This is a genomic window from Streptomyces sp. NPDC005070 (assembly GCF_053600395.1).
Genome location: NZ_JBSFZS010000012.1, coordinates 43791 through 69302 on the forward strand (window position 1 = coordinate 43791; position 25512 = coordinate 69302).

The 25512-nt window shown below is 70.7% G+C and carries 19 protein-coding genes; 13 read left to right on the forward strand and 6 right to left on the reverse strand.

Going from position 1 to position 25512, the window contains the following annotated elements; genetic code table 11:
* Positions 1 to 16: 16 nt before the first annotated feature.
* The gene (pruA, locus tag ACWEBX_RS06560; protein ID WP_451883796.1) at positions 17 to 1648 is read left to right on the forward strand and encodes an L-glutamate gamma-semialdehyde dehydrogenase; all 1632 of its coding nucleotides are present in this window, start codon (positions 17 to 19) and stop codon (positions 1646 to 1648) included.
* 117 nt (positions 1649 to 1765) lie between these two features.
* On the opposite strand, the gene ACWEBX_RS06565 is transcribed toward pruA, so the two are convergent.
* Both ACWEBX_RS06565 and ACWEBX_RS06570 read right to left on the reverse strand, forming a co-directional pair.
* Entirely contained in the window at positions 1766 to 1972 is a 207-nt protein-coding gene (locus tag ACWEBX_RS06565) for a DUF5988 family protein (RefSeq protein WP_355761570.1), read from the reverse strand.
* A 52-nt stretch (positions 1973 to 2024) separates the two neighbouring features.
* On the reverse strand, positions 2025 to 2930 hold the full coding sequence (locus tag ACWEBX_RS06570) for an alpha/beta fold hydrolase (RefSeq protein WP_451883797.1): 906 nt from the start codon (positions 2928 to 2930) through the stop codon (positions 2025 to 2027).
* 424 nt (positions 2931 to 3354) lie between these two features.
* Here ACWEBX_RS06570 and ACWEBX_RS06575 point away from each other — a divergent pair, with 424 nt between their 5' ends.
* Positions 3355 to 3486: a hypothetical protein gene (locus ACWEBX_RS06575; protein WP_355761576.1), complete on the forward strand. Its 132-nt coding sequence runs from the start codon at positions 3355 to 3357 to the stop codon at positions 3484 to 3486.
* A gap of 99 nt (positions 3487 to 3585) precedes the next feature.
* Here ACWEBX_RS06575 and ACWEBX_RS06580 read toward each other — a convergent pair whose 3' ends face one another.
* Positions 3586 to 5187, reverse strand: coding sequence for a purple acid phosphatase family protein (locus tag ACWEBX_RS06580; RefSeq protein ID WP_451883798.1), 1602 nt, complete (start codon positions 5185 to 5187; stop codon positions 3586 to 3588).
* Between the two features lie 142 nt (positions 5188 to 5329).
* Here ACWEBX_RS06580 and ACWEBX_RS06585 point away from each other — a divergent pair, with 142 nt between their 5' ends.
* The 4 genes from ACWEBX_RS06585 to ACWEBX_RS06600 all read left to right on the forward strand — a co-directional run bounded on the left by ACWEBX_RS06585 (position 5330) and on the right by ACWEBX_RS06600 (position 10331).
* Positions 5330 to 6373 (forward strand): 3-isopropylmalate dehydrogenase, encoded by a 1044-nt coding sequence (locus ACWEBX_RS06585; protein ID WP_451883799.1) that lies wholly within the window; start codon positions 5330 to 5332, stop codon positions 6371 to 6373.
* 287 nt (positions 6374 to 6660) lie between these two features.
* The gene (locus ACWEBX_RS06590) at positions 6661 to 7749 is read left to right on the forward strand and encodes a branched-chain amino acid aminotransferase (RefSeq protein WP_451883800.1); all 1089 of its coding nucleotides are present in this window, start codon (positions 6661 to 6663) and stop codon (positions 7747 to 7749) included.
* Positions 7750 to 7905: 156 nt separating this feature from the next.
* Positions 7906 to 8976: a hypothetical protein gene (locus ACWEBX_RS06595; protein ID WP_451883801.1), complete on the forward strand. Its 1071-nt coding sequence runs from the start codon at positions 7906 to 7908 to the stop codon at positions 8974 to 8976.
* A gap of 14 nt (positions 8977 to 8990) precedes the next feature.
* Positions 8991 to 10331 (forward strand): KamA family radical SAM protein, encoded by a 1341-nt coding sequence (locus ACWEBX_RS06600; RefSeq protein ID WP_451883802.1) that lies wholly within the window; start codon positions 8991 to 8993, stop codon positions 10329 to 10331.
* Here ACWEBX_RS06600 and ACWEBX_RS06605 read toward each other — a convergent pair.
* Complete coding sequence (locus ACWEBX_RS06605; RefSeq protein ID WP_451883803.1) at positions 10278 to 11711, reverse strand: cytosine permease; 1434 nt, start codon at positions 11709 to 11711, stop codon at positions 10278 to 10280. The genes ACWEBX_RS06600 and ACWEBX_RS06605 overlap by 54 nt on opposite strands.
* 164 nt (positions 11712 to 11875) lie before the next feature.
* On the opposite strand from ACWEBX_RS06605, the gene ureA reads away from it, so the two are divergent.
* The 5 genes from ureA (at position 11876) to cimA (ending at position 17888) form a co-directional block, all read left to right on the forward strand.
* Positions 11876 to 12580, forward strand: coding sequence for an urease subunit gamma (gene ureA, locus ACWEBX_RS06610; protein WP_451883804.1), 705 nt, complete (start codon positions 11876 to 11878; stop codon positions 12578 to 12580).
* On the forward strand, positions 12577 to 14286 hold the full coding sequence (locus ACWEBX_RS06615; protein WP_451883805.1) for an urease subunit alpha: 1710 nt from the start codon (positions 12577 to 12579) through the stop codon (positions 14284 to 14286). The genes ureA and ACWEBX_RS06615 overlap by 4 nt, the downstream gene beginning before the upstream one ends.
* 26 nt (positions 14287 to 14312) lie before the next feature.
* Entirely contained in the window at positions 14313 to 15350 is a 1038-nt protein-coding gene (locus ACWEBX_RS06620) for an agmatine deiminase family protein (protein WP_451883806.1), read from the forward strand.
* A gap of 15 nt (positions 15351 to 15365) precedes the next feature.
* Complete coding sequence (locus ACWEBX_RS06625) at positions 15366 to 15956, forward strand: TetR/AcrR family transcriptional regulator (protein ID WP_451883807.1); 591 nt, start codon at positions 15366 to 15368, stop codon at positions 15954 to 15956.
* A 327-nt stretch (positions 15957 to 16283) separates the two neighbouring features.
* Positions 16284 to 17888, forward strand: coding sequence for a citramalate synthase (gene cimA, locus ACWEBX_RS06630; RefSeq protein ID WP_451883808.1), 1605 nt, complete (start codon positions 16284 to 16286; stop codon positions 17886 to 17888).
* Positions 17889 to 17942: 54 nt separating this feature from the next.
* On the opposite strand, the gene ACWEBX_RS06635 is transcribed toward cimA, so the two are convergent.
* Positions 17943 to 19805, reverse strand: coding sequence for a lectin (locus tag ACWEBX_RS06635; RefSeq protein WP_451883809.1), 1863 nt, complete (start codon positions 19803 to 19805; stop codon positions 17943 to 17945).
* Positions 19806 to 20094: 289 nt separating this feature from the next.
* Here ACWEBX_RS06635 and ACWEBX_RS06640 point away from each other — a divergent pair, with 289 nt between their 5' ends.
* Both ACWEBX_RS06640 and ACWEBX_RS06645 read left to right on the forward strand, forming a co-directional pair.
* Complete coding sequence (locus ACWEBX_RS06640) at positions 20095 to 23136, forward strand: glycoside hydrolase family 3 protein (protein WP_451883810.1); 3042 nt, start codon at positions 20095 to 20097, stop codon at positions 23134 to 23136.
* Between the two features lie 134 nt (positions 23137 to 23270).
* Positions 23271 to 24626 carry a hypothetical protein gene (locus ACWEBX_RS06645; protein WP_451883811.1) on the forward strand — a complete coding sequence of 452 codons (1356 nt, stop codon included), beginning with the start codon at positions 23271 to 23273 and terminating at the stop codon, positions 24624 to 24626.
* A 107-nt stretch (positions 24627 to 24733) separates the two neighbouring features.
* On the opposite strand, the gene ACWEBX_RS06650 is transcribed toward ACWEBX_RS06645, so the two are convergent.
* Positions 24734 to 25363: a YceI family protein gene (locus tag ACWEBX_RS06650; protein WP_451883832.1), complete on the reverse strand. Its 630-nt coding sequence runs from the start codon at positions 25361 to 25363 to the stop codon at positions 24734 to 24736.
* Positions 25364 to 25512: the final 149 nt, after the last annotated feature.

The window sequence follows — 25512 nt, forward strand, 5'->3', positions numbered from 1 at the left end:
AGGAGTTACGGAAAACATGGACGCTGTGACCCAGGTCCCCACCCCCGTCAACGAGCCGGTGCACGGCTACGCCCCCGGCTCGCCCGAGCGTGCTCGCCTGGAGGCCAGGCTCAAGGAGCTGGCCGAGAACCCGATCGACCTGCCGATGACCATCGGCGGCGAGAAGCGGATGGGCGGCGGCGACCGTTTCGACGTCGTGCAGCCGCACAACCACAAGGCGCGCATCGGCACCTACGCCAACGCCACGCAGCAGGACGCCCAGGACGCCGTGGACGCGGCCCTCGCCGCCGCCCCCGCCTGGCGCGCGATGGCCTTCGACGACCGCGCCGCGATCATCCTGCGCGCCGCCGAGCTGCTGGCCGGTCCCTGGCGCGAGACGCTGGCCGCCTCCACCATGCTCGGCCAGTCGAAGACCGCCCAGCAGGCCGAGATCGACACCCCCTGCGAGCTCGTCGACTTCTGGCGCTTCAACGTCCACTACGCCCGCCAGATCCTCGCCGAGCAGCCCCCGGCGAACTCCCCGGGCGTGTGGAACCGCATGGACCACCGTCCGCTGGAGGGCTTCGTCTACGCGATCACGCCCTTCAACTTCACGGCGATCGCGGGCAACCTGCCCACCGCTCCGGCGCTCATGGGCAACGTCGTCGTGTGGAAGCCGTCCCCGACGCAGACCCACGCCGCCGTGCTGCTGATGCAGCTCCTGGAGGAGGCGGGCCTGCCCAAGGGCGTCATCAACCTCGTCACCGGTGACGGCATCGAGGTCTCCAAGGTCGCCCTGGAGCACCGCGACCTCGCCGGCATCCACTTCACCGGCTCGACCAAGACCTTCCAGTACCTGTGGAAGACGGTCGGCAACAACATCGAGAAGTACCGCTCCTACCCGCGTCTGGTCGGCGAGACCGGTGGCAAGGACTTCGTGGTCGCCCACCCGTCGGCGGACCGCGCGATCCTGAAGACCGCCCTGACCCGTGGTTCCTTCGAGTACCAGGGCCAGAAGTGCTCGGCGAGCTCCCGTGCCTACATCCCGGCCTCCATCTGGAACTCCGGTTTCAAGGAGGAGTTCGCGGCCGAGGTCGACTACCTGACCATGGGTGACGTCACCGACCTGTCGAACTTCATCGGCGCGGTCATCGACGAGCGGTCCTTCGCCAAGAACAAGGCGGCCATCGACCGCGCGAAGGCCGACCCGACCTGCACGATCGTCGCGGGCGGCTCGTACGACGACTCCGTCGGCTACTTCGTGCGCCCGACCGTCGTCGAGTGCTCGGACCCGGAGAACGAGGTCTTCACGACCGAGTACTTCGGCCCCTTCCTCGCCGTCCACGTCTACGAGGACGACCAGTACGACGCGATGCTGACCCAGATGGAGTCGGCGTCCGACTACGCGCTCACCGGCGCGGTCATCTCCGGCGACCGCGCGGCGGCCGCGTACACGATGGAGAAGCTCCGCTACGCGGCGGGCAACTTCTACATCAACGACAAGTCGACCGGCGCCGTCGTCGGCCAGCAGCCCTTCGGCGGCGGCCGTGCCTCCGGCACGAACGACAAGGCGGGCGCCCCGCAGAACCTGATGCGCTGGACGCTGACCCGCGCCATCAAGGAGACGCTGGTCCCGCCGACCGACTACGGCTACCCGCACATGGGCTGACAGCCGAACGCGGCGGCCGGCCCCCGGGCCGGCCGCCCGTCACCCACTCCGCCCCCGCCCCACGGTCTCCCCCGTCCGTGGAGCGGGGGCGGTTTCCATTTTCCGGCCCCGCGGGGGCTATCCGGGCAGCTCCGTCCGCTCCCACCACTCGTACACGGGCAGCCTGCCCTCCGGCGAGTCCGCGTGCCGCGGGGTCGCCCTGAAGTGTTCGTAGCCACCGCGCAACGCGATCTTCACGTCCGATCCGGGGTCCGGGGCCGGGACGATCCGATCGGGCAGGTCGTCCGGGCCGCCCTCAAGCAGTGCTCTGGTCGTGTCGCTCATGCCGTCACCGTTTCCCGTTGCCGGCGCCCGATGTGGCATGCCTCGCCGAGGATCAGTCGTGCGGGTGACGCGCCGCGCGGCCGTCGGCCGTGGCGCCGCGGCCGAGGAAGTCCCGGACGAGGGCCGCGATCTGTGCCGCGTGCGTCTCCAGGGCGAAGTGCCCCGTCGGGAGCAGATGGATCTCGGCGTCCGGGAGATCGCGGCGGAAGGCGAGGGCGCCCTCCGGGACGAAGATCTCGTCGTTGCCGCCCCAGACCGCCAGCAGCGGCACCCGGCTGGTGCGGAAGTACTCCTGGAACGCCGGGTAGAGCGCGAAGTTGGAGCCGTAGTCGGAGATCAGGTCGAGCTGGATCTCCGGCTGGCCGGGGCGGGCCATCAGGGCGGTGTCGTGCTCGTAGGCGTCCGGGCTCACCAGGGTCGGGTCCTGGACGCCGGTCAGGTACTGCCACCGGATCCCGTCCGGGCCGCTGATCGCCCGGACCGGCGCCTCCGTCTCGGGGGTGCGCTTCTCGATCAGCGCCAGCACCGGCGCCCAGGCGTCCGCGCCCAGTCCCTCCTCGTAGGCGTTGCCGTTCTGCGTGATGATCGCGGTCACCCGTTCGGGGTGCGCGAGTGCCAGGCGCAGGCCGATCGGTGCGCCGTAGTCCTGGATGTAGAGCGCGTACTCCTTGAGGCCGAGCAGCTCGGTGAACTCTCCGGTGATCTCGGCCAGCCGGTCGAAGGAGTAAGGGAAGTCGCCGGCCGCCGGGGCGTCCGAGCGGCCGAAGCCGAGGTGGTCGGGGGCGATCAGGCGGTAGCGGTCGGCGAGCAGCGGAAGCAGGTCCCGGAACATGTGCGAGCTGGACGGGAAGCCGTGCAGCAGGAGCACGACGGGAGCGTCCGCGGGACCCGCCTCGCGGTAGGCGATGCGGTGGCCGGCGACGGTGGCGGTGCGGTGGTGGACCGGGTTGCTGCGCATGATCGGATCCCCTAACCCCTGAAAGCCTTTTGAGTGGTGAGGTCAGTTCAGCACGACTGCGCCTAACCGGTCAAGTAATTTTTAAAGGTTAGAACGTGGAGTGGTCGTGGGTGCGCCCTTGAGCCGTACTCCGGGGGCCGGTGACGCCGCGCGGACCGTCGTCCCAGGTCGGAGCGGTGTGACGCAACCCGCCGTCTCAGATAGTAGGAAGTCCGAGTAATTGTGGAGACAGATGCTCCGTCCTCGCCTAGCTTGGAAGAAGCCGAACGTCTCGCTCGACCCAGCGAATGGCGGTCGTGAGCCGGAGCCCTTGGCAGGCAACCCCTGCGGCACCGCTCCCCGCCCCTTCCGGCGTCTCGTAAATCCCTCATCGCACTTCCGGCCGCCCGTGTGGGCGCCGCCGGAGGCAAGGAGTCGATTCATCATGGCCGAGACGACCGTCCGCCGAGTCCGTCACCTCTCGCGCACGAGCAGCGAGTCCGACCGCAAGAACGCCGCCGCCGCGCTCCAGCGCGCCCTCGACCGCAGGGACAACGGCGGAGAGACGGGCCACTGAGGCCCGACGCCCTCTCGACCGGGAGCCGCACCCGCAGGGGTGCGGCGCGGGGTCCTGCCCCGCGCCGCACCTCGACGTGCCGTCCCGGCTGCCGTGCCGTCAGGTTCCGCGCCGTACCTCGAAGTGGTCGACGCGCTCGCCGCTCTGGGCGAGCGCCGACACCGTGAGCCGCGGCGAGGGGCCCGCCTGCACCTCCACCGAGAGGAAGGAGAAGCCGGTGTACCGCACCCGTGACCACTCCACGGTGTCCGCCTTCCGCTGCTTCGACTTCGTCCAGTGGAAGGTCTCGACGGACTCGCGGCGCGTGACCTTGCCCTCGTAACTGTCCTCGACCCCGGTGGGGAAGCTGTAGAGGCTCTTGCCCGCGCCGCCCGCCGTCACGTACACGATCCCGTCCCGGGTCGGATCGGTCGAGGCGCCCACCGGAACCTGCCTGCCCACCTTGCCGCCCTTGATGGCGTCGGTGCGCTCGTACACGTGGTTGTGTCCGTTGATCACCAGGTCCACCTGGTGCTCGGCGAACAGCGGCACCCAGGCGTCGCGCACCCCGCCGTCGGAGGCGTGCGTCGACGTCGAGTAGGCGCAGTGGTGGAAGAAGACCACGACGAAGTCGACCTGCTCGCGCAGCTCCCCGAGCCGCTTGTCGAGCCAGGCGGTCTGTCTGCCGTCCGAGTAGCCCTTGTTGGCGGGGATCTCGTACGACACGTCGTTGGCGTCCAGCGCGACGATGCCGACGTTGCCGTACACGAACGAGTAGGCACCCGGCGCGTTCCGGGGGTCGAAGCCGTTGGAGGGGAGCGACCAGCGCGCCGACTGGCCGCCGTAACCGTTCGGCGAGTACCAGGCCTCCATGTCGTGGTTGCCGGTCGTCACCATCCACGGGACCGTCTTCGCGACCGTCTCGGTCTGCTTGAGGAACAGGTCCCAGGCGGCCGGGTCGTAGGTGTCCGACCTCTGGCCGAGCCCGATCCCGTCCGCGTAGCAGATGTCGCCCGCGTGCAGATGGAAGGCGGGACCGCGGCCCAGCAGCACCTTGTCGTTGGCCAGCGCGTCGGGGGTGACGCCCTGGTCGCCGAACGCGGTGAAGACGAACTTCTCGGGGTGCGCGGGCGCCGTGCGGAAGCGGCCGATCGTGGCGTGGCGCTCCTTGCTCGCCGGGTCGAAGCCCTCGTGGCCGACTCCGTAGTAGTACGTCGTCCCCGGGTGCAGTCCGTCGAGCGCCACGTGCAGGTAGTACTGGTCCAGGGCGGCGCGCTGCCCGATGAGGCCCGGGGTGTGCAGAGGGCGGACCTCGGCCTCGATCCTGCGGCTCAGGCCCCAGGGCGTCGAGCCCACTCGGACGTACGGCTTCCTGACCGCGAACGGCACCTGCCAGGAGATCCGCATCTGGGTCTTCGGGTCCGCGCCGAAGGCGAGGTGGCGGCCGAAGGGCGTGACGGCGGAGCCGGGGGCCTTGCCGGTGGCCGGGTTCGGCGAGGTGCCGGACGCCACCCGGGCGGGGGCCTCGGCGCCCTGGGCGCAGCCGGCCAGCAGCCCGCCGCCCGCGAAGGCACTCGCCGCGACGAGGGCCCGGCGCCGCGTGAGCCGCGTCCTCAGGTACGCGTACTGCTCCGCCATGCTCATGTCGCGCGCGAGCTCGTACGGGATACCGACGTCGGGGACGGGGGACTCGGGGGAGGTTCCCGTGGAGGCAGCGGTCATGTCTGGAAAGTTCCCAGCCTGCGCCAACGGCGTTCATACATACGGGTGAACGTGGGTCGAAGCGTGGACGTGCCGCGACACCCGCCTGTCCGTATGACGGACATCGCGTGTCATTCCATGGGACAAGGAGTACGGTGCCGTCATGTCTCGCAGCATCGATCTCGCAGTGATCCCCGGTGACGGCATCGGCCAGGAAGTCGTGGCGCAGGGGCTCAAAGTCCTCTCCGCCGTCCTCCCGCAGGACGTGAAGCTGGAGACCAAGGAGTTCGACTTCGGCGCCCGGCGCTACCACGCCACCGGTGAGACCCTCACCGACGCCGACCTCGACGCCCTGAAGGGGCACGACGCCATCCTGCTCGGCGCGATCGGCGACCCCTCGGTCCCGTCCGGCGTCCTGGAGCGCGGCTTCCTGCTCAAGCTCCGCTTCGCCTTCGACCACCACGTCAACCTGCGTCCGTCGAAGCTCCTGCCCGGTGTCGCCACCCCGCTCGCCGGTCAGCCCGAGATCGACTTCGTCGTGGTCCGCGAGGGCACCGAGGGCCCGTACACCGGCAACGGCGGCACCATCCGCAAGGGCACCGAGCACGAGGTCGCCACCGAGGTCTCCGTCAACACGGCCTTCGGCGTCGAGCGGGTCGTCCGTGACGCCTTCGCCCGTGCCCAGGCCCGCCCGCGCAAGAAGCTGACGCTGGTCCACAAGAACAACGTGCTGACCTTCGCCGGCCACCTGTGGACGAACGTCTTCAACAAGGTGGCGCAGGAGTTCCCCGAGGTCACCACCGACTACATCCACGTGGACGCGGCGACGATCTTCCTCGTCACCCAGCCCGAGCGCTTCGACGTGATCGTCACCGACAACCTCTTCGGCGACATCATCACCGACCTGGCCGCGGCCGTCTCCGGCGGCATCGGCGTCGCCGCCTCGGGCAACATCAACCCCAGCGGCGAGTTCCCCTCGATGTTCGAGCCCGTGCACGGCTCGGCGCCCGACATCGCGGGCCAGGGCAAGGCCGACCCCAGTGCCACCGTGCTGTCCGTCGCCCTGCTCCTGCGCCACCTCGGCTACGAGGCCGAGGCCGCCCGGATCGAGGAGGCCGTCTCCGCCGACCTCGCCGAGCGCGTCGGCAAGCCCGCCCGCAGCACCGAGGAGATCGGCGACGCGCTCGCCCTGCGAGTAGCCGGCTGACCCGCCGCTCCGCCTACGTTCCGTAGCAGCCGCCGGGTCGCATCCGCACCCGGCGGCTTTCGCTGTGCCCTCGCCGGGTGCCACCATCGACCCCTGGGTCATCCCCGGGGCGATCCCGGGGCATTCCCCGGGCCGTATTCACACCGTTTCGTCCACGGTCCTCCGCGCGCGATAATCGAGGCGGAGTCGCGGAACGAGGGAATGCTCGGACGTCCTAGCACTGGCCACGGACGGTTCGGGTGTGAGCGCGGCCCGTCACATACAACCGGTGAAGGACAAAACCACTCATGACGCAGCCCACGATCGAGCTCAAGCCCTCCGCCAGTCCGCTCGCCGCCGCCGAGCGCGAGGCGATTCTGGCCAACCCCGGGTTCGGCCGCCACTTCACCGATCACATGGTGACGGTCAAGTGGACCGAGGGCCGCGGCTGGCACGACGGCCAGCTCGTCCCGTACGGACCGCTCTCCCTCGACCCGGCGAACATGACCCTGCACTACGCGCAGGAGATCTTCGAGGGCCTCAAGGCCTACCGCCGGCCCGACGGCTCCGTCGCGACCTTCCGCCCCGACAAGAACGCCAAGCGCTTCCAGGCCTCCGCGCGCCGGCTCGGCATGCCCGAGCTCCCCGTGGAGACCTTCATCGAGGCCTGTGACGCGCTCGTCCGCCAGGACCGCGACTGGGTTCCCGCGCACGGCGGCGAGGAGTCCCTCTACCTGCGCCCGTTCATGATCGCGACCGAGGTCGGTCTCGGCGTGAAGCCCGCCAACGAGTACCTCTTCCTCGTCATCGCCTCGCCCGCCGGCGCCTACTTCGCGGGCGGTGTGAAGCCGGTGTCGATCTGGCTCTCCGAGGACCGCGTCCGCGCCGTTCCCGGCGGCATGGGCGACGCGAAGACGGGCGGCAACTACGCCGCCTCGCTCCTCGCCCAGAAGGAGGCCGCCGCCAAGGGCTGCGACCAGGTCTGCTACCTCGACGCGGTCGAGCACAAGTGGATCGAGGAACTCGGCGGCATGAACCTGTACTTCGTGTACGGCGACAGGATCGTCACCCCGTCCCTCACCGGCTCCATCCTGGAGGGCGTCACCCGCGACTCCCTGCTGACCGTCGCCCGCGACCTCGGCTACACCGCCGAGGAGGGCCGCGTCTCCATCGACCAGTGGCAGACGGACGCGGAGAACGGCACCCTCACCGAGGTCTTCGCCTGCGGCACCGCCGCCGTCATCACCCCCGTCGGCACGGTCAAGCGCGACGGCATCGAGTGGCGCCAGTCCGGCGGCGAGCCCGGCAAGGTCACCCTCCGCCTGCGCGAGGCCCTGCTCGACATCCAGCGCGGCATCACGGAGGACACCCACGGCTGGATGCACCCGCTGGCCTGATCCCCGCGCACCTTCGTCCGGTCCCCGTCTTCCCAACAGGGTTGCGGGGACCGGCTGTTGGTCCGATGCGTAGCGCCCCGGCGACACGGGTATCCACTCAGTCCACGGGGGGAGCGTGTCCTCCGTCGCGCCCGCACGGCCACGGAGGGAGCGCAGGTGAGGGCAAGGTCGCCACTGTCACGGCCGAGCTGGCTGCTGCGCACCCTGCGCACGCCGCGCCGTCCGCAGAGCCTCACCGTCCTCGGACTGCTCGCCGCCGTGGCCGCGCTGCTGCTCTGGAGCAGCCGGCGGATGGACAACTACGAGGAGAACCTCACTCTCAACCTCGGCACCGACATCGTCGGCGTCGTCGTCACCGTCTTCGTGATCGGCCCGCTGATCAGCCGCGCCCAGGAGGGCCGGGTCCGCGAACACACCCGGCTGGACTACGAATGGTTCAGCGCCCAGGTCTACGGCGCGACCTCGAACGTCAAGGTCCTCGACACCTTCTCCAGCGTGTTCGGCCCGCAGTTCTCCGAGCGGCTGTTCCGCGGCATCAAGGCGGCCACCGCGCACGGCGCCCGCGTCCAGATCCTGCTCCTGGACCCGGACTCCCTGGCGGTCATCCTGCGCGGCCGTGAACTGGGCGAGCAGAGCGCCGACATCCGCCGCGACATCATGCGCAACCTGCGCACCCTGGACCGGTTCGCGCTGCAGCTCGGCGAGGACTGCCGTCCGCTCCTCGAAGTGCGCCTGTGCTCCACCTCCCCGGGCGTGACCCTCTACCGCTGGGACGAGCGCTCCCTCGTCTCCTTCCTCACCGTCGGCCGCCTCTCCGGTGAAGGCGTCCAGCTCGAAGTGGCCGTCCGTTCCCCGCTGGGCACCTTCGTCGAGCAGCGCTTCGACGAACTGTGGCAACAGAGCGTGCCCATGGACCGGTTCACCCATCTGCCGGTGACCCTGGTCGACGCGACCGACGGCCGCAGGGCCTTCCGCTGCCGGTTCGTCACCGCGGACGACGCCCTGTATGTCGCCGGGCACGACCTCGTGTCGTACATGGCACGCCACCGGCTGGACCAACTGTCGGCGCACAGCGACGCCTTGAGCGCCCCCGGCGCACACGAACTGGTCGTGGTGGACGACGAAAGCGAGCTGCACGCCTTACTCATCCAGCACTTCACGGAGAAGTACGATGCGACCGCGACGGCTTTCGTCGAACTGCGGCCGCAGGCTCTCGTCACGGAATAGAGGCCCCGTTCACCGTGTGTTCAGCGCTCCACCCGGCTCCGTACGCGAGCACCCGACCCGCCGACACGAGCCCCCGCTTTCGTGCCTTCACCCCTCGTGACCTGGACGGCCTGCTCCAGCGCGTGTCCCTGCCGCCCGCCGAACGGCTCGCGCTGCGGGCCGTGGCTGCCGTCCTGCCGTTCCGCACGAACAGCCATGTCGTCGACGAGCTGATCGACTGGTCGGCCGTGCCCGACGACCCGATCTTCCGGCTGACGTTCCCGCAGGCCGAGATGCTGCCCGAGCCCGACCTCAAACAGATGGTCGACCTGCTCTCCCAGGACGCCCCGAAGGCGGACGTGCTGCGCGCGGCCCACGAGATCCGGATGAAGCTCAACCCGCATCCCTCGGGCCAGCTCGACGCCAACGTCCCCGTGCACGAGGGCGTCCGTCTGACCGGTCTCCAGCACAAGTACCCGGAGACGGTGCTGATCTTCCCGCGCCAGGGCCAGACCTGCCACGCCTACTGCACGTACTGCTTCCGCTGGCCCCAGTTCGTCGGCGAGTCCGACCTGCGGATCGCCACCGACGACATCGCGGCCACGTCCGCCTACCTGCGCGCCCACCCGGAGGTCACCAGCGCCCTGATCACGGGCGGCGATCCGCTGGTGATGAGCACCGAGGTGCTGCGCCGGTACGTCGAACCGCTCCTGGAGATCGACACGATCCGCTCGATCCGCATCGGGACCAAGTCGCTCGCCTTCTGGCCGTACCGTTTCCTCACCGACCGCGACGCGGACGACCTGCTGAGGCTGCTGGAGAAGGTGGTCGCGAGCGGCCGGAACCTCGCCCTGATGGCCCACTTCACGCATCCCCAGGAGCTGCATCCCCCGGCCGTGCGCGCGGCGATGCGCCGGGTGCGCGACACGGGGGCCGTGATCCGCTGCCAGGGTCCCCTGGTCAGGGGGATCAACGACAGCGCCGGGGCGTGGGCCGAGCTGTGGAACGAGACGACCGCGCTGGGGGCGGTGCCCTACTACCAGTTCGTGGAGCGCGACACCGGCCCGCAGGGCTACTTCGGGGTGCCGCTGGCCCGCTGCCACGAGATCTTCCGCGACGCCTACGCCCAGGTGTCCGGCCTCGCGCGGACCGTGCGCGGCCCGGTCATGTCGGCGATGCCGGGCAAGGTCTGCGTGGACGGGACGGCGGAGATCGCGGGCGAGAAGGTCTTCGTGCTCCACCTCATCCAGGCCCGCGATCCGGACCTGGTGGGGCGCCCGTTCTTCGCCGCCTACGACGAGCGCGCCACCTGGTGGAGCGACCTAAAGCCGGCTTTCGGCGCGGGCCGGTTCCTGGACGGGCTCGATCCGGTGTGACGTGGCGTTCGCCGTCAGGGCCAGGTAGGTGAGGCCGCCGACCAGTCCGGAGAGGATGAAGCTGCAGTCCACTCCGCCCGTCAGGGACAGCAGCGGGCCCTCGTACGACGGCAGGGACACGGCCAGGAGGCCGACCGCGGCACCCAGCGCCCAGGCCGCCGTGGCCCGGACGTTCCAGCCGGCCCGGTACCAGTAGACGCCGCCGCGCGAGCGGCGGTTGAAGACCTGGAGGGCGTCGGCGTCGTAGATCCCGCGGCAGCGGACGAAGCCGATCAGGGTGATGACCGCCCACGGGGTGCCGATCGCGGTCAGCAGCAGGACGAAGGACGTCATCGCGGACTGGGCGTTCCAGGCGTAGTGGCCGACGAACACGCACAGCATGGCGACGACGGCGACCGCGCAGGTGGCCTTGGCGCGCGAGACGCGGGGCAGGATCGCGTCGAGGTCGAGGCCCATGGAGTACAGCATCAGACCGGCGTTGCCCACCGAGCCCGCGGAGGCGGCCAGCAGCAGCGGGACCAGGTACCAGCCGGGGGACGCGGAGACCAGCGGTCCCGCGTAGTCGAGGGCCGCGCGGGCCCCGTACGCGGTGAAGGTGCCGAAGAGCTGGGGCACCAGCAGACCGGCGATCAGACCGAGCCAGGTGCCGTGCAGGACCGTACGGGAGGAGTGGCGCACGGGCGAGATGTAGCGGGTGTAGTCGCCCAGCAGCGTGATGAACGCGATCGGGCCCGACAGACCGGCGGCGACGGCGGCGAGCAGCCAGGTGGGCCAGAACGAGCCGAGCAGATAGCCGCCGGCCTCCGGGAGCGCCGCGGTGGTGAAGTGCGGGGCGTACGCGATCACGCCGACCACCAGCAGGGCCGACATGCCGATCGCGAGGGCGCGGGACATGGCGAGCAGCACGCGGTAGCCGTAGACGGCGCCCGCGACGGTGGCGGCGGCGAGCACCGTGTACACCACGGCGTACGAGACCCCGTTCGCCGGGAGACCGAAGAGGCGGCCGAGGACGCCGATCATCACGTCACCGCCGATCCACACGGTCAGCGCGGTGTAGCCGAGGGCCAGCAGCAGGCCGACGACCGAGCCGACCAGCCGTCCGCGCACGCCGAACTGCGCGCCGGAGGAGGTGGAGAGGTTGGTGCCGGTCCGCAACGAGACCAGGGCCAGCGGCGCGGTGAGCGCGGTCCCGACGACCGTGCCTGCCACGATCGAGCTCACGGAGGACCACCAGTCGAGCCCGAACGAGGGCGGCAGCCAGCCGAAGATGATCACCCCGAGGCAGAGGTTGGAACCGAGCAGGATCGACACGAGGTCGCGCGGCCCGCTGGTGCGTTCCTCTTCCGGGATCGTGTCGACTCCGCGCTGTTCGATCGGCATGGCTGGTCTCCTTTGACGGCCACCTGGGGTGGTGCGGGCAGCATCATGAGTTTGAGCGACGCTCAATGTGGCGCCTCCGATGCTGCTTCGTCAATGTTTCCCTTCCATGAATCCGACGTTTAGAGTGATGCTCTAAACGGAGGAAGGCGAGGAGGTGTCGCGGCGTGAGACTGACCCCCACGGAACGTGACCGACTGCTGCTGTTCTCGGCCGCCGAGCTGGCCCGGGCCCGCCGGGCGCGCGGCCTGAGGCTCAACGTGCCGGAGGCCACCGCGCTGATCGCGGACACCGTCTGCGAGATCGCCCGCGACGGCGGACGGCTGGCCGAGGCCGTCGAGGCGGCCCGGTCCGTCCTCGGCCCCGAGGACGTCCTGCCGGGCGTCGCGGACATCGTGACCGAGGTCCACGTCGAGGCCGTCTTCGACGACGGCTCGCGCCTCGCCGTGGTCGGCGACCCCATCGGCGGCGGCCTCGGCGAGCGGGCACCCGGCGCCCTGCTGCCGGGCCCCGAGCACGCCGAGCCCGAGGCCGTCGTCCACCTGACCGTGACGAACACGGCGGCGGTCCCCGTCTCCGTCACCTCCCACTTCCACTTCTTCGAGGCCAACCCGCGGCTCGACTTCGACCGGCCGGCCGCCTACGGCATGCGGCTGGCCGTCCCGGCCGGCTCCTCCGTCCGCTTCGGCCCGGGGGAGAGCGCCGAGGTGGGGCTCCTGCCCATCGGCGGAGCCCGCGTCGCGATCGGTTTCGCCGGTCTGGTCGACGGACCGCTGGACGCGCCCGGAGCCAGGGAAGAGGCCCTGCGCCGGGCTGCCGCCTGCGGCTACCTCGGCGTACCGGACACCCGCGAGAAGGAGGCCGGGCGATGAGCCGCCCCGGAGGACACCCCGCCGAGGCCCGCCGCCTCACCCCCTACGAGTACGCCGCCACCCACGGCCCCCGCGCCGGCGACCGGGTCCGGCTCGGCGACTCGGGGCTGACCATCCGCGTCGAGTCCGACGCCCAGCTCCCCGGCGACGAGTTCCTCGCCGGATTCGGCAAGACCGCCCGCGACGGGCTGCACCTCAAGGCCGCCGCCGTCCGGGACACCTGCGACGTCGTCATCAGCAACGTCGTGGTCATCGACGCCGTCCAGGGCATCCGCAAGGTGTCCATCGGCATCCGCGAGGGCCGCATCTGCTCGATCGGGCGGGCCGGCAACCCCGACACCCTCGACGGCGTCGACGTCGTCGTCGGCACCGGGACGTCCATCGTCTCCGGCGAGGGGCTCATCGCCACCGCCGGAGCCGTCGACACGCACGTCCATCTGCTGTCGCCGCGCATCATGGAGGCCTCGCTCGCCTCCGGCGTCACCACGATCATCGGCCAGGAGTTCGGGCCGGTCTGGGGCGTCGGCGTCAACTCGCCCTGGGCGCTGCGCCACGCCTTCTCCGCCTTCGACGCCTGGCCCGTCAACATCGGCTTCCTGGGACGGGGTTCGTCCTCCGACGGCGCGCCGCTGATCGAGGCGCTCGCCGAGGGCGGGGCCAGCGGCTTCAAGGTCCACGAGGACATGGGCGCGCACACCCGGGCCCTGGACACGGCCCTGCGGGTCGCCGAGGAGCACGACGTCCAGGTCGCCCTGCACAGCGACGGGCTGAACGAGTGCCTGTCGGTCGAGGACACCCTCAGGGTGCTCGAAGGCCGCACCATCCACGCCTTCCACATCGAGGGCTGCGGCGGCGGCCACGTCCCGAACGTGCTGAAGATGGCGGGCGTCCCGAACGTCATCGGGTCCTCCACGAACCCGACCCTGCCCTTCGGCCGGGACGCCGTCGCCGAGCACTACGGCATGATCGTCTCCGTCCACGACCTGAAGACCGACCTGCCCGGCGACGCCGCCATGGCCCGCGACCGCATCCGCGCCGGGACCATGGGAGCCGAGGACGTCCTGCACGACCTCGGCGCCATCGGCATCACCTCCTCGGACGCCCAGGGCATGGGCCGCGCCGGCGAGACCGTGCGCCGCACCTTCGCCATGGCCGGCAAGATGAAGGCCCAGTTCGGCGCCCCCGAGGACCACGACAACGAACGTGTCCTGCGCTACATGGCCAAACTGACCATCAACCCCGCCATCGCGCACGGCCTCGCCCACGAGGTCGGCTCCATCGAGACCGGCAAGCTCGCCGACATCGTGCTGTGGCGCCCCGAGTACTTCGGCGCCAAACCGCAGCTCGTCCTGAAGTCCGGCTTCCCGGCCTACGGAGTCGTCGGCGACCCGAACGCCGCCACCGACACCTGCGAACCCCTCGTCCTCGGACCACAGTTCGGGGCGCACGGCGCGACCCCCGCCGAGATCTCCGTGGCCTTCGTCGCCCAGGCCGCCCTCGACCAGGGCAACGACACCATGCCCACCCGCCGCCGCCGTGTGGCGGTCCGCGGCACGCGCGGTATCGGCCCCGCAGACCTGCGCCTCAACTCCCGTACCGGAGCGGTCGACGTGGACGGTCGCACCGGCCTCGTCACCCTCGACGGCGAACCGCTGCGCTCCGACCCCGCCGACTCGGTCTCCCTCAACCGCCTGTACTTCTTGTAATGGACACACCCTGTAAGGAATCGCCCATGTCTGCTGCCGCCGACGGCTTCCGCATGCCCGCCGAGTGGACCCCCCACGAGCGCACCTGGATGGCGTGGCCGGGCCCCAACCCCACCTTCGACAGCCCCGAGGACCTCGCCGCCTCCCGTGCCGCCTGGGCGACGGTGGCCCGCGCGGTCCGCCGCTTCGAACCGGTCACCGTGGTGTGCGGTCCCGGCCAGTCCGCGGCCGCCGCCGAACTCCTCGGCCCCGGCATCGACACCGCCGAGCGCGAGCTCGACGACGCCTGGATGCGCGACATCGGCCCCACCTTCCTCACCGACGGACAGGGCGGACTCGCCGCCGTCGACTGGACGTTCAACGGCTGGGGCGCCCAGGCCTGGGCCCGCTGGGAACACGACTCCAAGATCGGCGCCCAGGTCGCCGAGCTGGCCGGCGCGAGGACGTACGCCTCGCGGCTGGTCAACGAGGGCGGCGCGATCCACGTCGACGGCGAGGGCACCGTGCTGCTCACCGAGACGGTGCAGCTCGGTCCCGAGCGCAACCCCGGCTGGAGCCGTGAGCAGGTCGAGGCGGAGATCCATGCCCAGCTCGGCACCGAGAAGGCGATCTGGCTGCCGCGCGGTCTGACCGGCGACTACCCCCCGTACGGGTTCGGCACCCTCGGCCACGTCGACATCGTCGCCGCGTTCGCCCGGCCCGGTGTGATCGTCGCGCACTCCCAGCAGGACCCCGCGCACCCTGACCACGAGGTCACCAAGGAGGTCATCGGGCTGCTCAGGGCCCAGACCGACGCGCGCGGCCGCGCCATCGAGGTCGTCGAGGTTCCCGCCCCGACCGTCCTGGAGGCCGACGGCCACTGGGCCGACTACTCGTACATCAACCACTACCTCTGCAACGACGGCGTCGTGCTGTGCGGCTTCGACGACCCGCGCGACGAGACCGCCGCGGACATCTTCCGCCGGCTGTTCCCCGAGCGGACCGTGACCCTGGTGGACGCACGTACGATCTTCGCGGGCGGCGGTGGCATCCACTGCATCACCCAGCAGCAGCCGAAGGTCTGACAACGGGAGTCACGGATGGCCGGTGCGCGGAAGAACGCGCCACCGCGCGAGGAGGTCCTCGCCGCCGCCATGGAGATGATCGCCGAACGCGGTCTGGAGAAACTCACCATGGCGGCGCTCGGCCGTGAGGTCGGCATGAGCAGCGGCCATCTCCTCTACTACTTCCGCTCCAAGGACGAGCTGCTGCTGCGCACCCTGGAGTGGAGCGAGGGCCGCCTCGGCACCGAGCGCGGCCGGCTGCTCGCCGCCCGCGGAACCGCCCGCGAGCGGGTCGACGCCTATGTCGACCTGTACGTGCCCGACGGCCACCGGGACCCGCACTGGACCCTGTGGCTGGAGGTCTGGAACCACTCCCAGAACGCCGACGAGGACGCCCGTGAACGGCAGGCCGCCATCGAGGGCGCCTGGCACCGGGACCTCGTCGCGCTGCTCGCCGAGGGCGTCTCGCGCGGCGAGTTCCGCCCCCTCGACGCGGACCGCTTCGGCGCCCGGCTGCGCGCGCTGCTGGACGGATTCTCCATCCATGTGGCGATCGGCCTGCGCGGCACCAGCCGCGAGCAGGTCCTGTCCCACGTGCGGGAGTTCCTCGACGACGCGCTGGGCTGAGCGGCCGCCGTCCGCCGATCATGTAGCCCAGTGCTCGCATCCTGAGACACCGTGTGATCACGGGGGCGGTATGTGCCACACTGCCCCCGTGCTCTCGTTCGCCATGATTATTGGCAGCAGGCGCGCCGGTCCGCAGTGACCGCCACGTACGACCAGGTACGGGCGGACACCGTCGTCCTCGACCCGCGCGCAGACCTCTCGCACCCGCGAGGGGTTTTTCGCATTTCTGGCCCACCTTCAGCCGGGAGCGCAGCGCGAGGGATCATTGGGGGACGGTGGAGCCGGTCATTCCGGTAGACCGAGTTTCAACACAGGAGCCTTGAGACCATGACGGAAACCAGCGAAGTCGACGATTCCTTCCACGTCTTCGACACGACGCTGCGCGACGGCGCGCAGCGCGAGGGCATCAACCTCACCGTGGCGGACAAGCTGGCCATCGCGCGGCACCTGGACGACTTCGGGGTGGGCTTCATCGAGGGCGGCTGGCCCGGCGCCAACCCCCGCGACACCGAGTTCTTCGTCCGCGCCGCCCAGGAGATCGACTTCCGGCACGCCCAGCTCGTGGCCTTCGGAGCGACCCGCCGGGCCGGCGGCAAGGCCTCGGAGGACCCCCAGGTCAAGGCGCTCCTGGACTCGGGTGCCCCGGTGATCACGCTGGTGGCCAAGTCCCACGACCGGCATGTGGAGCTGGCGCTGCGCACCACGCTGGAGGAGAACCTGGAGATGGTCCGCGACACCGTCTCCCACCTGGTGGCACAGGGCCGCCGGGTGTTCGTGGACTGCGAGCACTTCTTCGACGGCTACCGCGCCAACGCCGCCTACGCGAAGGCGGTCGTGCGGGCCGCGCACGAGGCCGGCGCGGACGTGGTGGTGCTGTGCGACACCAACGGCGGGATGCTCCCGGCGCAGGTACAGGCCGTGGTCTCCACCGTCCTCGCGGACACCGGCGCCCGTCTCGGCATCCACGCCCAGGACGACACCGGCTGCGCGGTCGCCAACACGCTGGCCGCCGTCGACGCGGGCGCCACCCACGTGCAGTGCACGGCCAACGGTTACGGCGAGCGGGTCGGCAACTCCAACCTGTTCCCCGTGGTGGCGGCCCTGGAGCTCAAGTACGGCAAGAAGGTGCTCCCCGAGGGCGCGCTGCGGGAGATGACGCGGATCTCGCACGCGATCGCCGAGGTCGTCAACCTGACCCCCTCCACCCACCAGCCTTACGTGGGCGTGTCGGCGTTCGCGCACAAGGCCGGCCTGCACGCCTCCGCGATCAAGGTCGACCCGGACCTGTACCAGCACATCGACCCCGAGCAGGTCGGCAACACCATGCGGATGCTGGTCTCCGACATGGCCGGCCGTGCCTCCATCGAGCTCAAGGGCAAGGAGCTCGGCGTCGACCTCCACGGCGACCGCGAACTGGTCGCCCGGGTCGTCGAACGCGTCAAGGAACGCGAACTCAAGGGCTACACCTACGAAGCCGCCGACGCCTCCTTCGAGCTCCTGCTGCGCGAGGAGGCCGAAGGCCGGAAGCGCACCTACTTCGAGGTCGAGTCCTGGCGGGCCATCGTCGAGGACCGCCCCGACGGCAGTCACGCCAACGAGGCCACGGTCAAGCTCTTCGCCAAGGGCGAGCGCATCGTCGCCACCGCCGAGGGCAACGGCCCGGTCAACGCCCTCGACCGGGCCCTGCGCGTGGCCCTGGAGACGCTCTACCCGCAGCTCGCCAAGCTGGAGCTGGTCGACTACAAGGTCCGCATCCTGGAGGGCAAGCACGGCACGCAGTCCACGACCCGCGTCCTCATCTCCACGTCCGACGGCACGGGGGAGTGGTCCACGGTCGGCGTCGCGGAGAACGTCATCGCCGCGTCCTGGCAGGCACTGGAGGACGCGTACACCTTCGGTCTGCTGCGGGCCGGGGTGGAACCCGCTTCCTAGGGCTCCGGCGGGAGTCCGTGTCCCGTCCCCGGCGAGGACGGGACACGGACCGCGCTACTGCAAGTGCCACTTCTGGTTGGCGGCCCCCGTGCACGACCAGATCTGCGCCCGCGCCCCGTTCGCCGACGCATTGTCCGTCACGTCGAGGCATCTGTTCGCCGCGGTGTTGACCACGTCACCCGTCGACGAGCTGTACGACCACTGCTGGGCGCCCGAGCCGTTGCAGTCGTAGAGCTGGACCTTGGCGCCGTCGGACGTGGAGCCCGAGGTGACGTCGAGGCACTTGCCGAGCGCGCGCACCGATCCGTCGGCCCCCACGGTCCAGGACTGCGCGGCGGTGCCGTTGCAGTCGTAGAGCTGCACCGCCGTGCCGTTGGCGCTCGACGCGCCCGCCACGTCGAGGCACTTGCCGGCCAGTCCGACGAACGCCCCCGACCGGCTGCCCCCGCCCGACGGGGTGCCGGACCAGGTGAACGTCGCCGAGGTCTTGCCCGGCAGTGAGTAAGTGGCGTGCTGGGAACCCCAGTTGATCGTCACCGTCCTGGCGGTGGACGCGTCGTTGTAGGCGATCAGCGCCTTGCCGCCGTCCGGGTTGCGCCAGGCGACGTTCGGGACGGCCGACGAGGCCGTGGAGGCGATCCGCTGCGCCCCGGGCCGGACGAACTTCGTCAGGTGGCCCATCGTGTAGTACTCGACCGTGTAGTCGACGGTCCCGCTCGCCCCGTCCCCGTTGTGCACGGTGATCAGCCCGGTGCAGGTGCCGCAACCCCCGTTGTGCGGGCCCTTGTTCTGGTCCACCGCGAGCGACCACTTGGTCACCGACTTCGCCCAGTTGCGGGTGTAGTCCACGATGTTCAGCATGTCCTCGCGCTGCTGGTTCGCGATCCAGGTGCCGCCGGAGTGCTCGGTCCCGAAGGCGTCGAGGCCCGGGTACTGGTTGTGCACGCTCGTCTGCTTGGTGACGTCACCGCCGTACCCGTGCCAGGCGATGCCGCCGAAGTTCGGGTGCGAGCGGACCGCGGCGTCGTCGACCGTCGCCGCCGCGTAGGAGTCGTACACGTCCCAGTTCCAGTCGTGGGCGAGCACCTTCGTGGACAGCCCGGCCGCCTGGAGCCTGGGCAGCAGCTCGCTCTTGGTGAAGTAGGCGAGCCCCGTGGCGTTCCAGCTCATCGAGGGATAGCCCGAACAGCAGGTCGGCTCGTTCTGCGCGGTGACGTACGAGACCGGGACGCCCTGGTCCCGGTAGGCCTGGAGGTACTTCACGAAGTACGCGGCGTACGCGCCGTAGTCCTCCGCCTTCAGCCAGCCGCCGTTCAGCGACCCGCTGTCCTTCATCCAGGCCGGTGCCGTCCACGGCGAGGCCATCACCGTCAGGGAGGGGTTGAGCTGGAGCGCCTGCCTGGTCAGCGGGACCACGTCGGCCAGGTCGTGCGCGACGGAGAACTGCGCCAGGTTCGGGTCGCTCTGTCCGGCCGGCACGTCGTCGTAGGAGTAGCCGTAGCGCGCGAGGTCGGAGGCGCCCATCGGGTTGCGCAGGAACGACAGTCCGATCCCGTCCGTGGGGGAGAAGAGCTTGCGCATCGTCGCGTCGCGGGTGCTCTGCGACAGCGCGCCGCTGCTGTTCATCAGCCAGGCCGCGGTGTCCGTGAAGGACGCGCCGCCGCCGGTGAAGGTCTGGTACCGCGTGTTCTCGTCGACGGTGATGTTCTCGCCACCGCCGCCGCTGCCCGACTGGAAGGCGAACGGCGCCTGCGCCTGGAGGCCGCGTACGACATGCCGTCCGCCGTCGTCGTCCGTCGTCGTCAGATAGGCGGTGACCTGTTCGCCCGCGGCGTGCGCGGGCGCGGCCGCCGTGAATCCCGCGGTGGCGAGCAGCCCGGCGACGATCAGCCGGGCCGCCCGAGTGGATCTCCTCATGGAGCGCCGCCCTTCTGGAGGTGGGGGTTGGGAGGCGTGCGAGGCGTGAGTAAATGACGGCTGCGAAGGCGCGTCAAGGGGTTGCGCGTTCAGACTTTGAAGGAACAACTGCCCTGGTCCGGCCGGGACTTGAGTCTGTACCGGTTCTGGCGTGAAGTCTTGACGGGTTGCCGGGGCACCAGTTAACTCACGCCGTGATCTAAGTCGTGAGACGAGCGAGGGAACAGAGCGGCACGTCATCGTCAGGAAGCACGTCGTCAGAACCACGTGAGAGTCGAGGGGAACCCCATTGACCGGGCTCGATCGGAACTCCGTACGAAGAACCGCTCTGCTGGCCGGTGCCGCGCTGATCGCCGGACTGCTTCCGCTCGCCTCGGCGGGAACGGCGGCGGCCGATGAACCCGCGCCTGTCCCGGTCGACCGCTTCGAGGGCGAGGTGCCCTTCGCGAACCAGCCCGCCGAGGGCCTCTTCACCTGGGGCGGCGACAGCGACGACCCGCCGAAACTCGCCCTGACCGAACGGTCCGACGCGCCCGAGGGCGCCAAGGTCCTCACCGGCGACTACGACATCAGCGGCTACGGCGGATTCACCCACGACTTCGCGGCGGACCGGCCGGCCCACGACTGGTCCGCGCACAAGGGCATCCGCTTCTGGTGGGACGGCCGGAACACCGCCAAGAAGATCTCCTTCGAGATCAAGGACGGCGGCACCAACGGCGAGGCCTCGGAGCTGTGGACGACCTCTTTCACCGATGACTTCAGCGGCTGGAAACAGGTCGAGATCCCCTTCGCCGACTTCGTCTACCGAACGGACTACCAGCCCGTCGGCGGTATCGACCAGGTCCTCGGCCTGACGCAGATGTGGGGTTACGCCCTCACGCTCCCGGTCGGTGTCCCGGGGCAGTTCGCCATGGACGACGTCGAGCTGTACGGCAAGGCCGACCAGTCCCTGCGCGCCTCCGTCAGCACCGATGCGGCGGTCTACCCGGTCAGGGAGGGCGACACCGCGCGGGTGAGGATCTCCGTCGCCACCACCGGCTCCGCCCCGATCGACGAGCCCGTGACCGTCGCGTACGAGAGCGCGGGCGGCGGTGCCCAGCCGGGCAGGGACTACGCCTCCGTCAAGGGCGAGATCACCTTCCCGGCGGGCACGACGTCCGGCACGAGCCGCACCGTCACCGTCCGGACCCTGCGCGACAAGTCCGCCGAAGCGGCCGAGACGATCCCCCTGAAGCTCACGGTGACCGGCGCCAAGGCTCCCGCCGAGACCCCGCAGGTCGTCATCGACGCCCACGGGCTGCCGTATCTGAACCCGAAGCTGCCCGTGCGGAAGCGGGTCGCCGACCTGGTCTCCCGGATGTCCCTGGAGGAGAAGACCGGGCAGATGACCCAGGCCGAGCGCGGCGCGATCGGCACGGGCGGCGACATCGCCGCCTACGACCTCGGGTCCCTGCTCTCCGGCGGCGGCTCCACGCCGACCCCCAACACCGCCGCGGCCTGGGCGACGATGGTCGACGGCTACCAGCTCCGGGCGCAGGCCACCCGGTTCCAGATCCCGCTGATCTACGGCGTGGACGCGGTGCACGGCCACAACAACCTCGCCGGTGCGACGGTCATGCCCCACAACATCGGCATCGGCGCCACCCGTGACCCCGCTCTGGCGGAGCGGACGGGCGCGGTGACCGCCTCCGAGGTCCGCGCCACCGGCATCCCCTGGGACTTCGCCCCCTGCCTGTGCGTGACCCGCGACGAACGCTGGGGCCGCTCCTACGAGTCCTTCGGCGAGGACCCGGCGCTCGTGACGTCCATGGAGACGGTCGTCCAGGGCCTCCAGGGTGCCCGCGACGGCAGCGACCTGAAGCACGGAGACAAGGTCCTCGCGACCGCCAAGCACTTCGTCGGCGACGGCGGCACCGGGTACGGCACGTCCACGACGGGCTCGTACACCCTCGACCAGGGCGTCACCAAGGTCACCCGGCAGGAGCTGGAGGCCGTACACCTGGCGCCGTTCAAGACCGCGGTCGACCGGGGCGTCGGCTCGGTCATGCCGTCGTACTCCTCGCTCGACATCATCGGTGACGGCCAGGGACCGGTGAAGATGCACGCCCGCGCCGACATGATCAACGGCGTGCTCAAGGGCCGGATGGGCTTCGACGGCTTCGTCATCAGTGACTGGAACGCCATCGACCAGCTCCCCGGCGACTACGCCTCGCACGTCCGCACCTCGGTGAACGCGGGCGTGGACATGATGATGGTGCCGTACTCCTACAAGGACTTCCGGACGACGCTCACGGACGAGGTGAAGGCGGGGCGCGTCACCCAGCGGCGGATCGACGACGCCGTGTCGCGCATCCTCACCCAGAAGTTCGAGCTGGGACTCTTCGAGAAGCCGTACGCGGACACCGCCGGCGCCTCGCGGATCGGCTCCGCCGCCCACCGCTCCGTGGCACGGCAGGCGGCGGCCGAGTCCCAGGTCCTGCTGAAGAACGCGGGCGGCGTCCTGCCGCTGAAGAAGTCCCAGAAGGTCTACGTCGCCGGTTCGAACGCCGACGACCTCGGCAACCAGACCGGCGGCTGGACCCTCACCTGGCAGGGCTCGTCCGGGAACATCACCAAGGGCACGACGGTCCTCCAGGGCATGCGGAACGCCGGAGGTGACGTCACCTACTCCAAGGACGCCTCGGCGCCGACGGGCGGGTACGACGTCGGTGTGGTCGTCGTCGGCGAGACCCCGTACGCGGAGGGCGTCGGCGACGTCGGCAACGGCAACGACCTGGAGCTGACGGCGGCGGACAAGGCGGCCGTGGACACGGTGTGCGCGGCCATGAAGTGCGCCGTGCTGGTCGTCTCGGGCCGCCCGCAGCTCATCGGCGACCGGCTCGGCGCCGTCGACGCCCTCGTCGCCTCCTGGCTGCCGGGCACCGAGGGCGACGGGGTCGCGGACGTCCTCTACGGAAAGCGCGCCTTCACCGGGCAGCTCCCGGTCACCTGGCCCAAGGCGGAGGCCCAGCTCCCGATCAACGTCGGTGACGCCTCCTACGATCCGCAGTTCCCGTACGGCTGGGGGCTCACCACGCTGACGAAGACACCGGGGGGTGGCGCCACCACACTGCGGGAGCTCGCCCGGGTGGCCTCGGCGGCGGAGCGGAGCGGCGCCGACAGGACGGCCCGCGCGGCCGTGACCAAGGCCCGCCTGCTCGTCCAGCAGAAGATCGGCACATCGGTCACCGCGGCGAACGCGGGTCCCTTCGCGGACGCGGACCATCTCCTGCTGACCGGCCACTACGGAGAGGCGGTGGCGAAGCTGGCCCAGGCGTACCGCGCGTCCTGAGGGAGAAACGGGAGGGCCGGCCGGGGCTGAACCATCAGCCCCGGCCGGTCCGCGTTTCCCGTCCGCGATGCGGCGACCGCGGGAGGCCGCGCTCCCGATGTCCGGTTTCGCTCCGGTTCGGGTAGCTTCAAGGCATGAGGGCCGCACTCACCCGAGGACTTCCAGGCCTGCTGGTCGCGCTGATGCTCGCGGCCCTGGCGACGGTCTGGCTCCCGGCGCCCGCGGCCCATGCCGCCACCGATGTCTCCACGGTCGCGGCGGCCCTGCGCAAGGGCCCTGTCTACGTGGACCCGGCCGCTTCCGGTCAGCTCTCCGCCGCGGAGGCCGACGCCCTCGCCGCCAAGATCAAGAAGGCGGACAAGCCGGTCTTCGTCGCGGTGCTTCCCGCGGACTTCCCCACCCGGAACCTGTTCCAGAACCTGCGCACCGACACCGGAATCACCGGCCTCTACGCGATCAGGCTCGGCGACCGCTTCGACGCCCGCGCCGACTCCGCGGTGATGTCCCGCACGGCCGTGCAGAACCTCGTCACCAGCGTCCAGGGCGTGTCGGACGCGAACACCCAGCTCAACGAGTTCACCGACCGTGCGCTCGCCAGCATCCACGGCGCGGCCCCCGCGAGCTGGGGCGGCGGCACGAACGACGGAGGCGTCTCGACGGGAGCGCTGATCGCGGTCGGCGCGGTGGCCGTGGCCGGCGCCGCGGGCGCGTACACGGTCGTACGGCGCAACCGGCGCCGGCAGGAGGAGGAACAGCGTGCCGCGCTGGACCGGCTCCGTGTGGTCGTGGACGAGGACATCACCGCCTTCGGCGAGGAACTCGACCGGCTGGACTTCCACCCCGCCGAGGCCGGCGCCGACGACACGATGCGCGCGGACTACGAACGCGCGCTGGACGCCTACGAACAGGCGAAGTCGTACATGGCCGAGGCCCGGCGCCCCGAGGACGTACGCTCCGTCACCCAGTCCCTGGAGGAGGGCCGCTTCTCCCTCGCCGTGCTCGCGGCGCGCCGCGAGGGCCGCCCGGTCCCCGAGCGCCGCGCGCCCTGCTTCTTCGACCCCCGGCACGGCCCGTCCGTCGCCGACGCGGCCTGGACGCCCGCCGGGGGCGCGTCCCGCGAGGTCCCGGTCTGCAAGGCGGACTGGATGCGACTCACCGGGGGCGAACAGCCGGCGGTGCGCGAGGTCGAGACGGAGTACGGCCGCCGCCCGTACTGGGACGCGGGCCCGGCGTACGGCCCCTGGGCGGGCGGCTACTTCGGCGGCGGTCTGCTGCCGGGGCTGCTCGTCGGGACCGTGCTCGGCAGCATCATGGCGAGTCCCGGGTACGGGGCCGCGTACGGCACCGGGTACGGCGACTTCGGCGGTGGCTACGACGGAGGCGATGTCTCCGGTGCCGATTTCGACTCCGGCGACTTCGGCGGCGGCTTCGGTGACGGCGGGGGAGGGGACTTCGGCGGGGGTGGCGGCGACTTCGGCGGCGGTTTCTGAGGCCGGGCGCGCCCGGCGGCCCCCTCCGAGGCCGGACACGAGAGCGCCCGCCTCCTCCGTACGGAGAAAGCGGGCGGGCGCGCTCGGTGTGCCACCGGGCCGGTGACTCAGCCGGCGTTCCTGATCGCCGAGATGTCGAAGTTCAGCTTGATCTTGTCGGAGACGAGGACGCCACCGGTCTCCAGGGCCGCGTTCCAGGTGAGGCCCCACTCGGAGCGCAGGATCTCGGCCTTGCCCTCGAAGCCCACGCGCTCGTTGCCGAACGGGTCCTTCGCGGCGCCGTTGAACTCCAGGTCGATGCTGATCTGCTTGGTGGTGCCGAGGATCTCCAGATCGCCGGTGATCCGGTAGTCGTCACCGCCGAGAGCCTCCGCCTTGACGGAGCGGAACGTCAACGCCGGGAACTCGTCGGTCTTGAAGAAGTCGGCGCTCTTGAGGTGGCCGTCGCGGTCGGCGGACCCGGTGTCGATGCTGTCCATCGTGATGTCGAGCGAGGCGGTGGACCGCGACGGGTCGCCGCCGTCCAGGTGGAGCGTGCCCTCGAACTCGTTGAACTTGCCCTTGACGTTGGTCACCATCGCGTGCCGGGCGACGAAGCCGATCGTCGAGTGGGCCGGGTCGATGGTGTAGTCGCCGGTCAGGGCGGCCAGCTCCGGGCTGACGGCAGCGGCCGTCGCCGTGGCCGTCGGGGCGGAGGTCGCGGCGGTGTCGGTGGTCTTGCGGCCGAAGATGCCCATGAGGTGCTCCTTGAGGGGACGGGCCGCGGTTCCGGGGAGAGCCACGGCGTCATTCTGTTGAATGTTCAACGAGGTGAACACGGGCAACCGTAGACCTATTCCGTTCAAGTTTCAACATCCTGAGCGTACTCGCGGGGTCACGTTGGGTT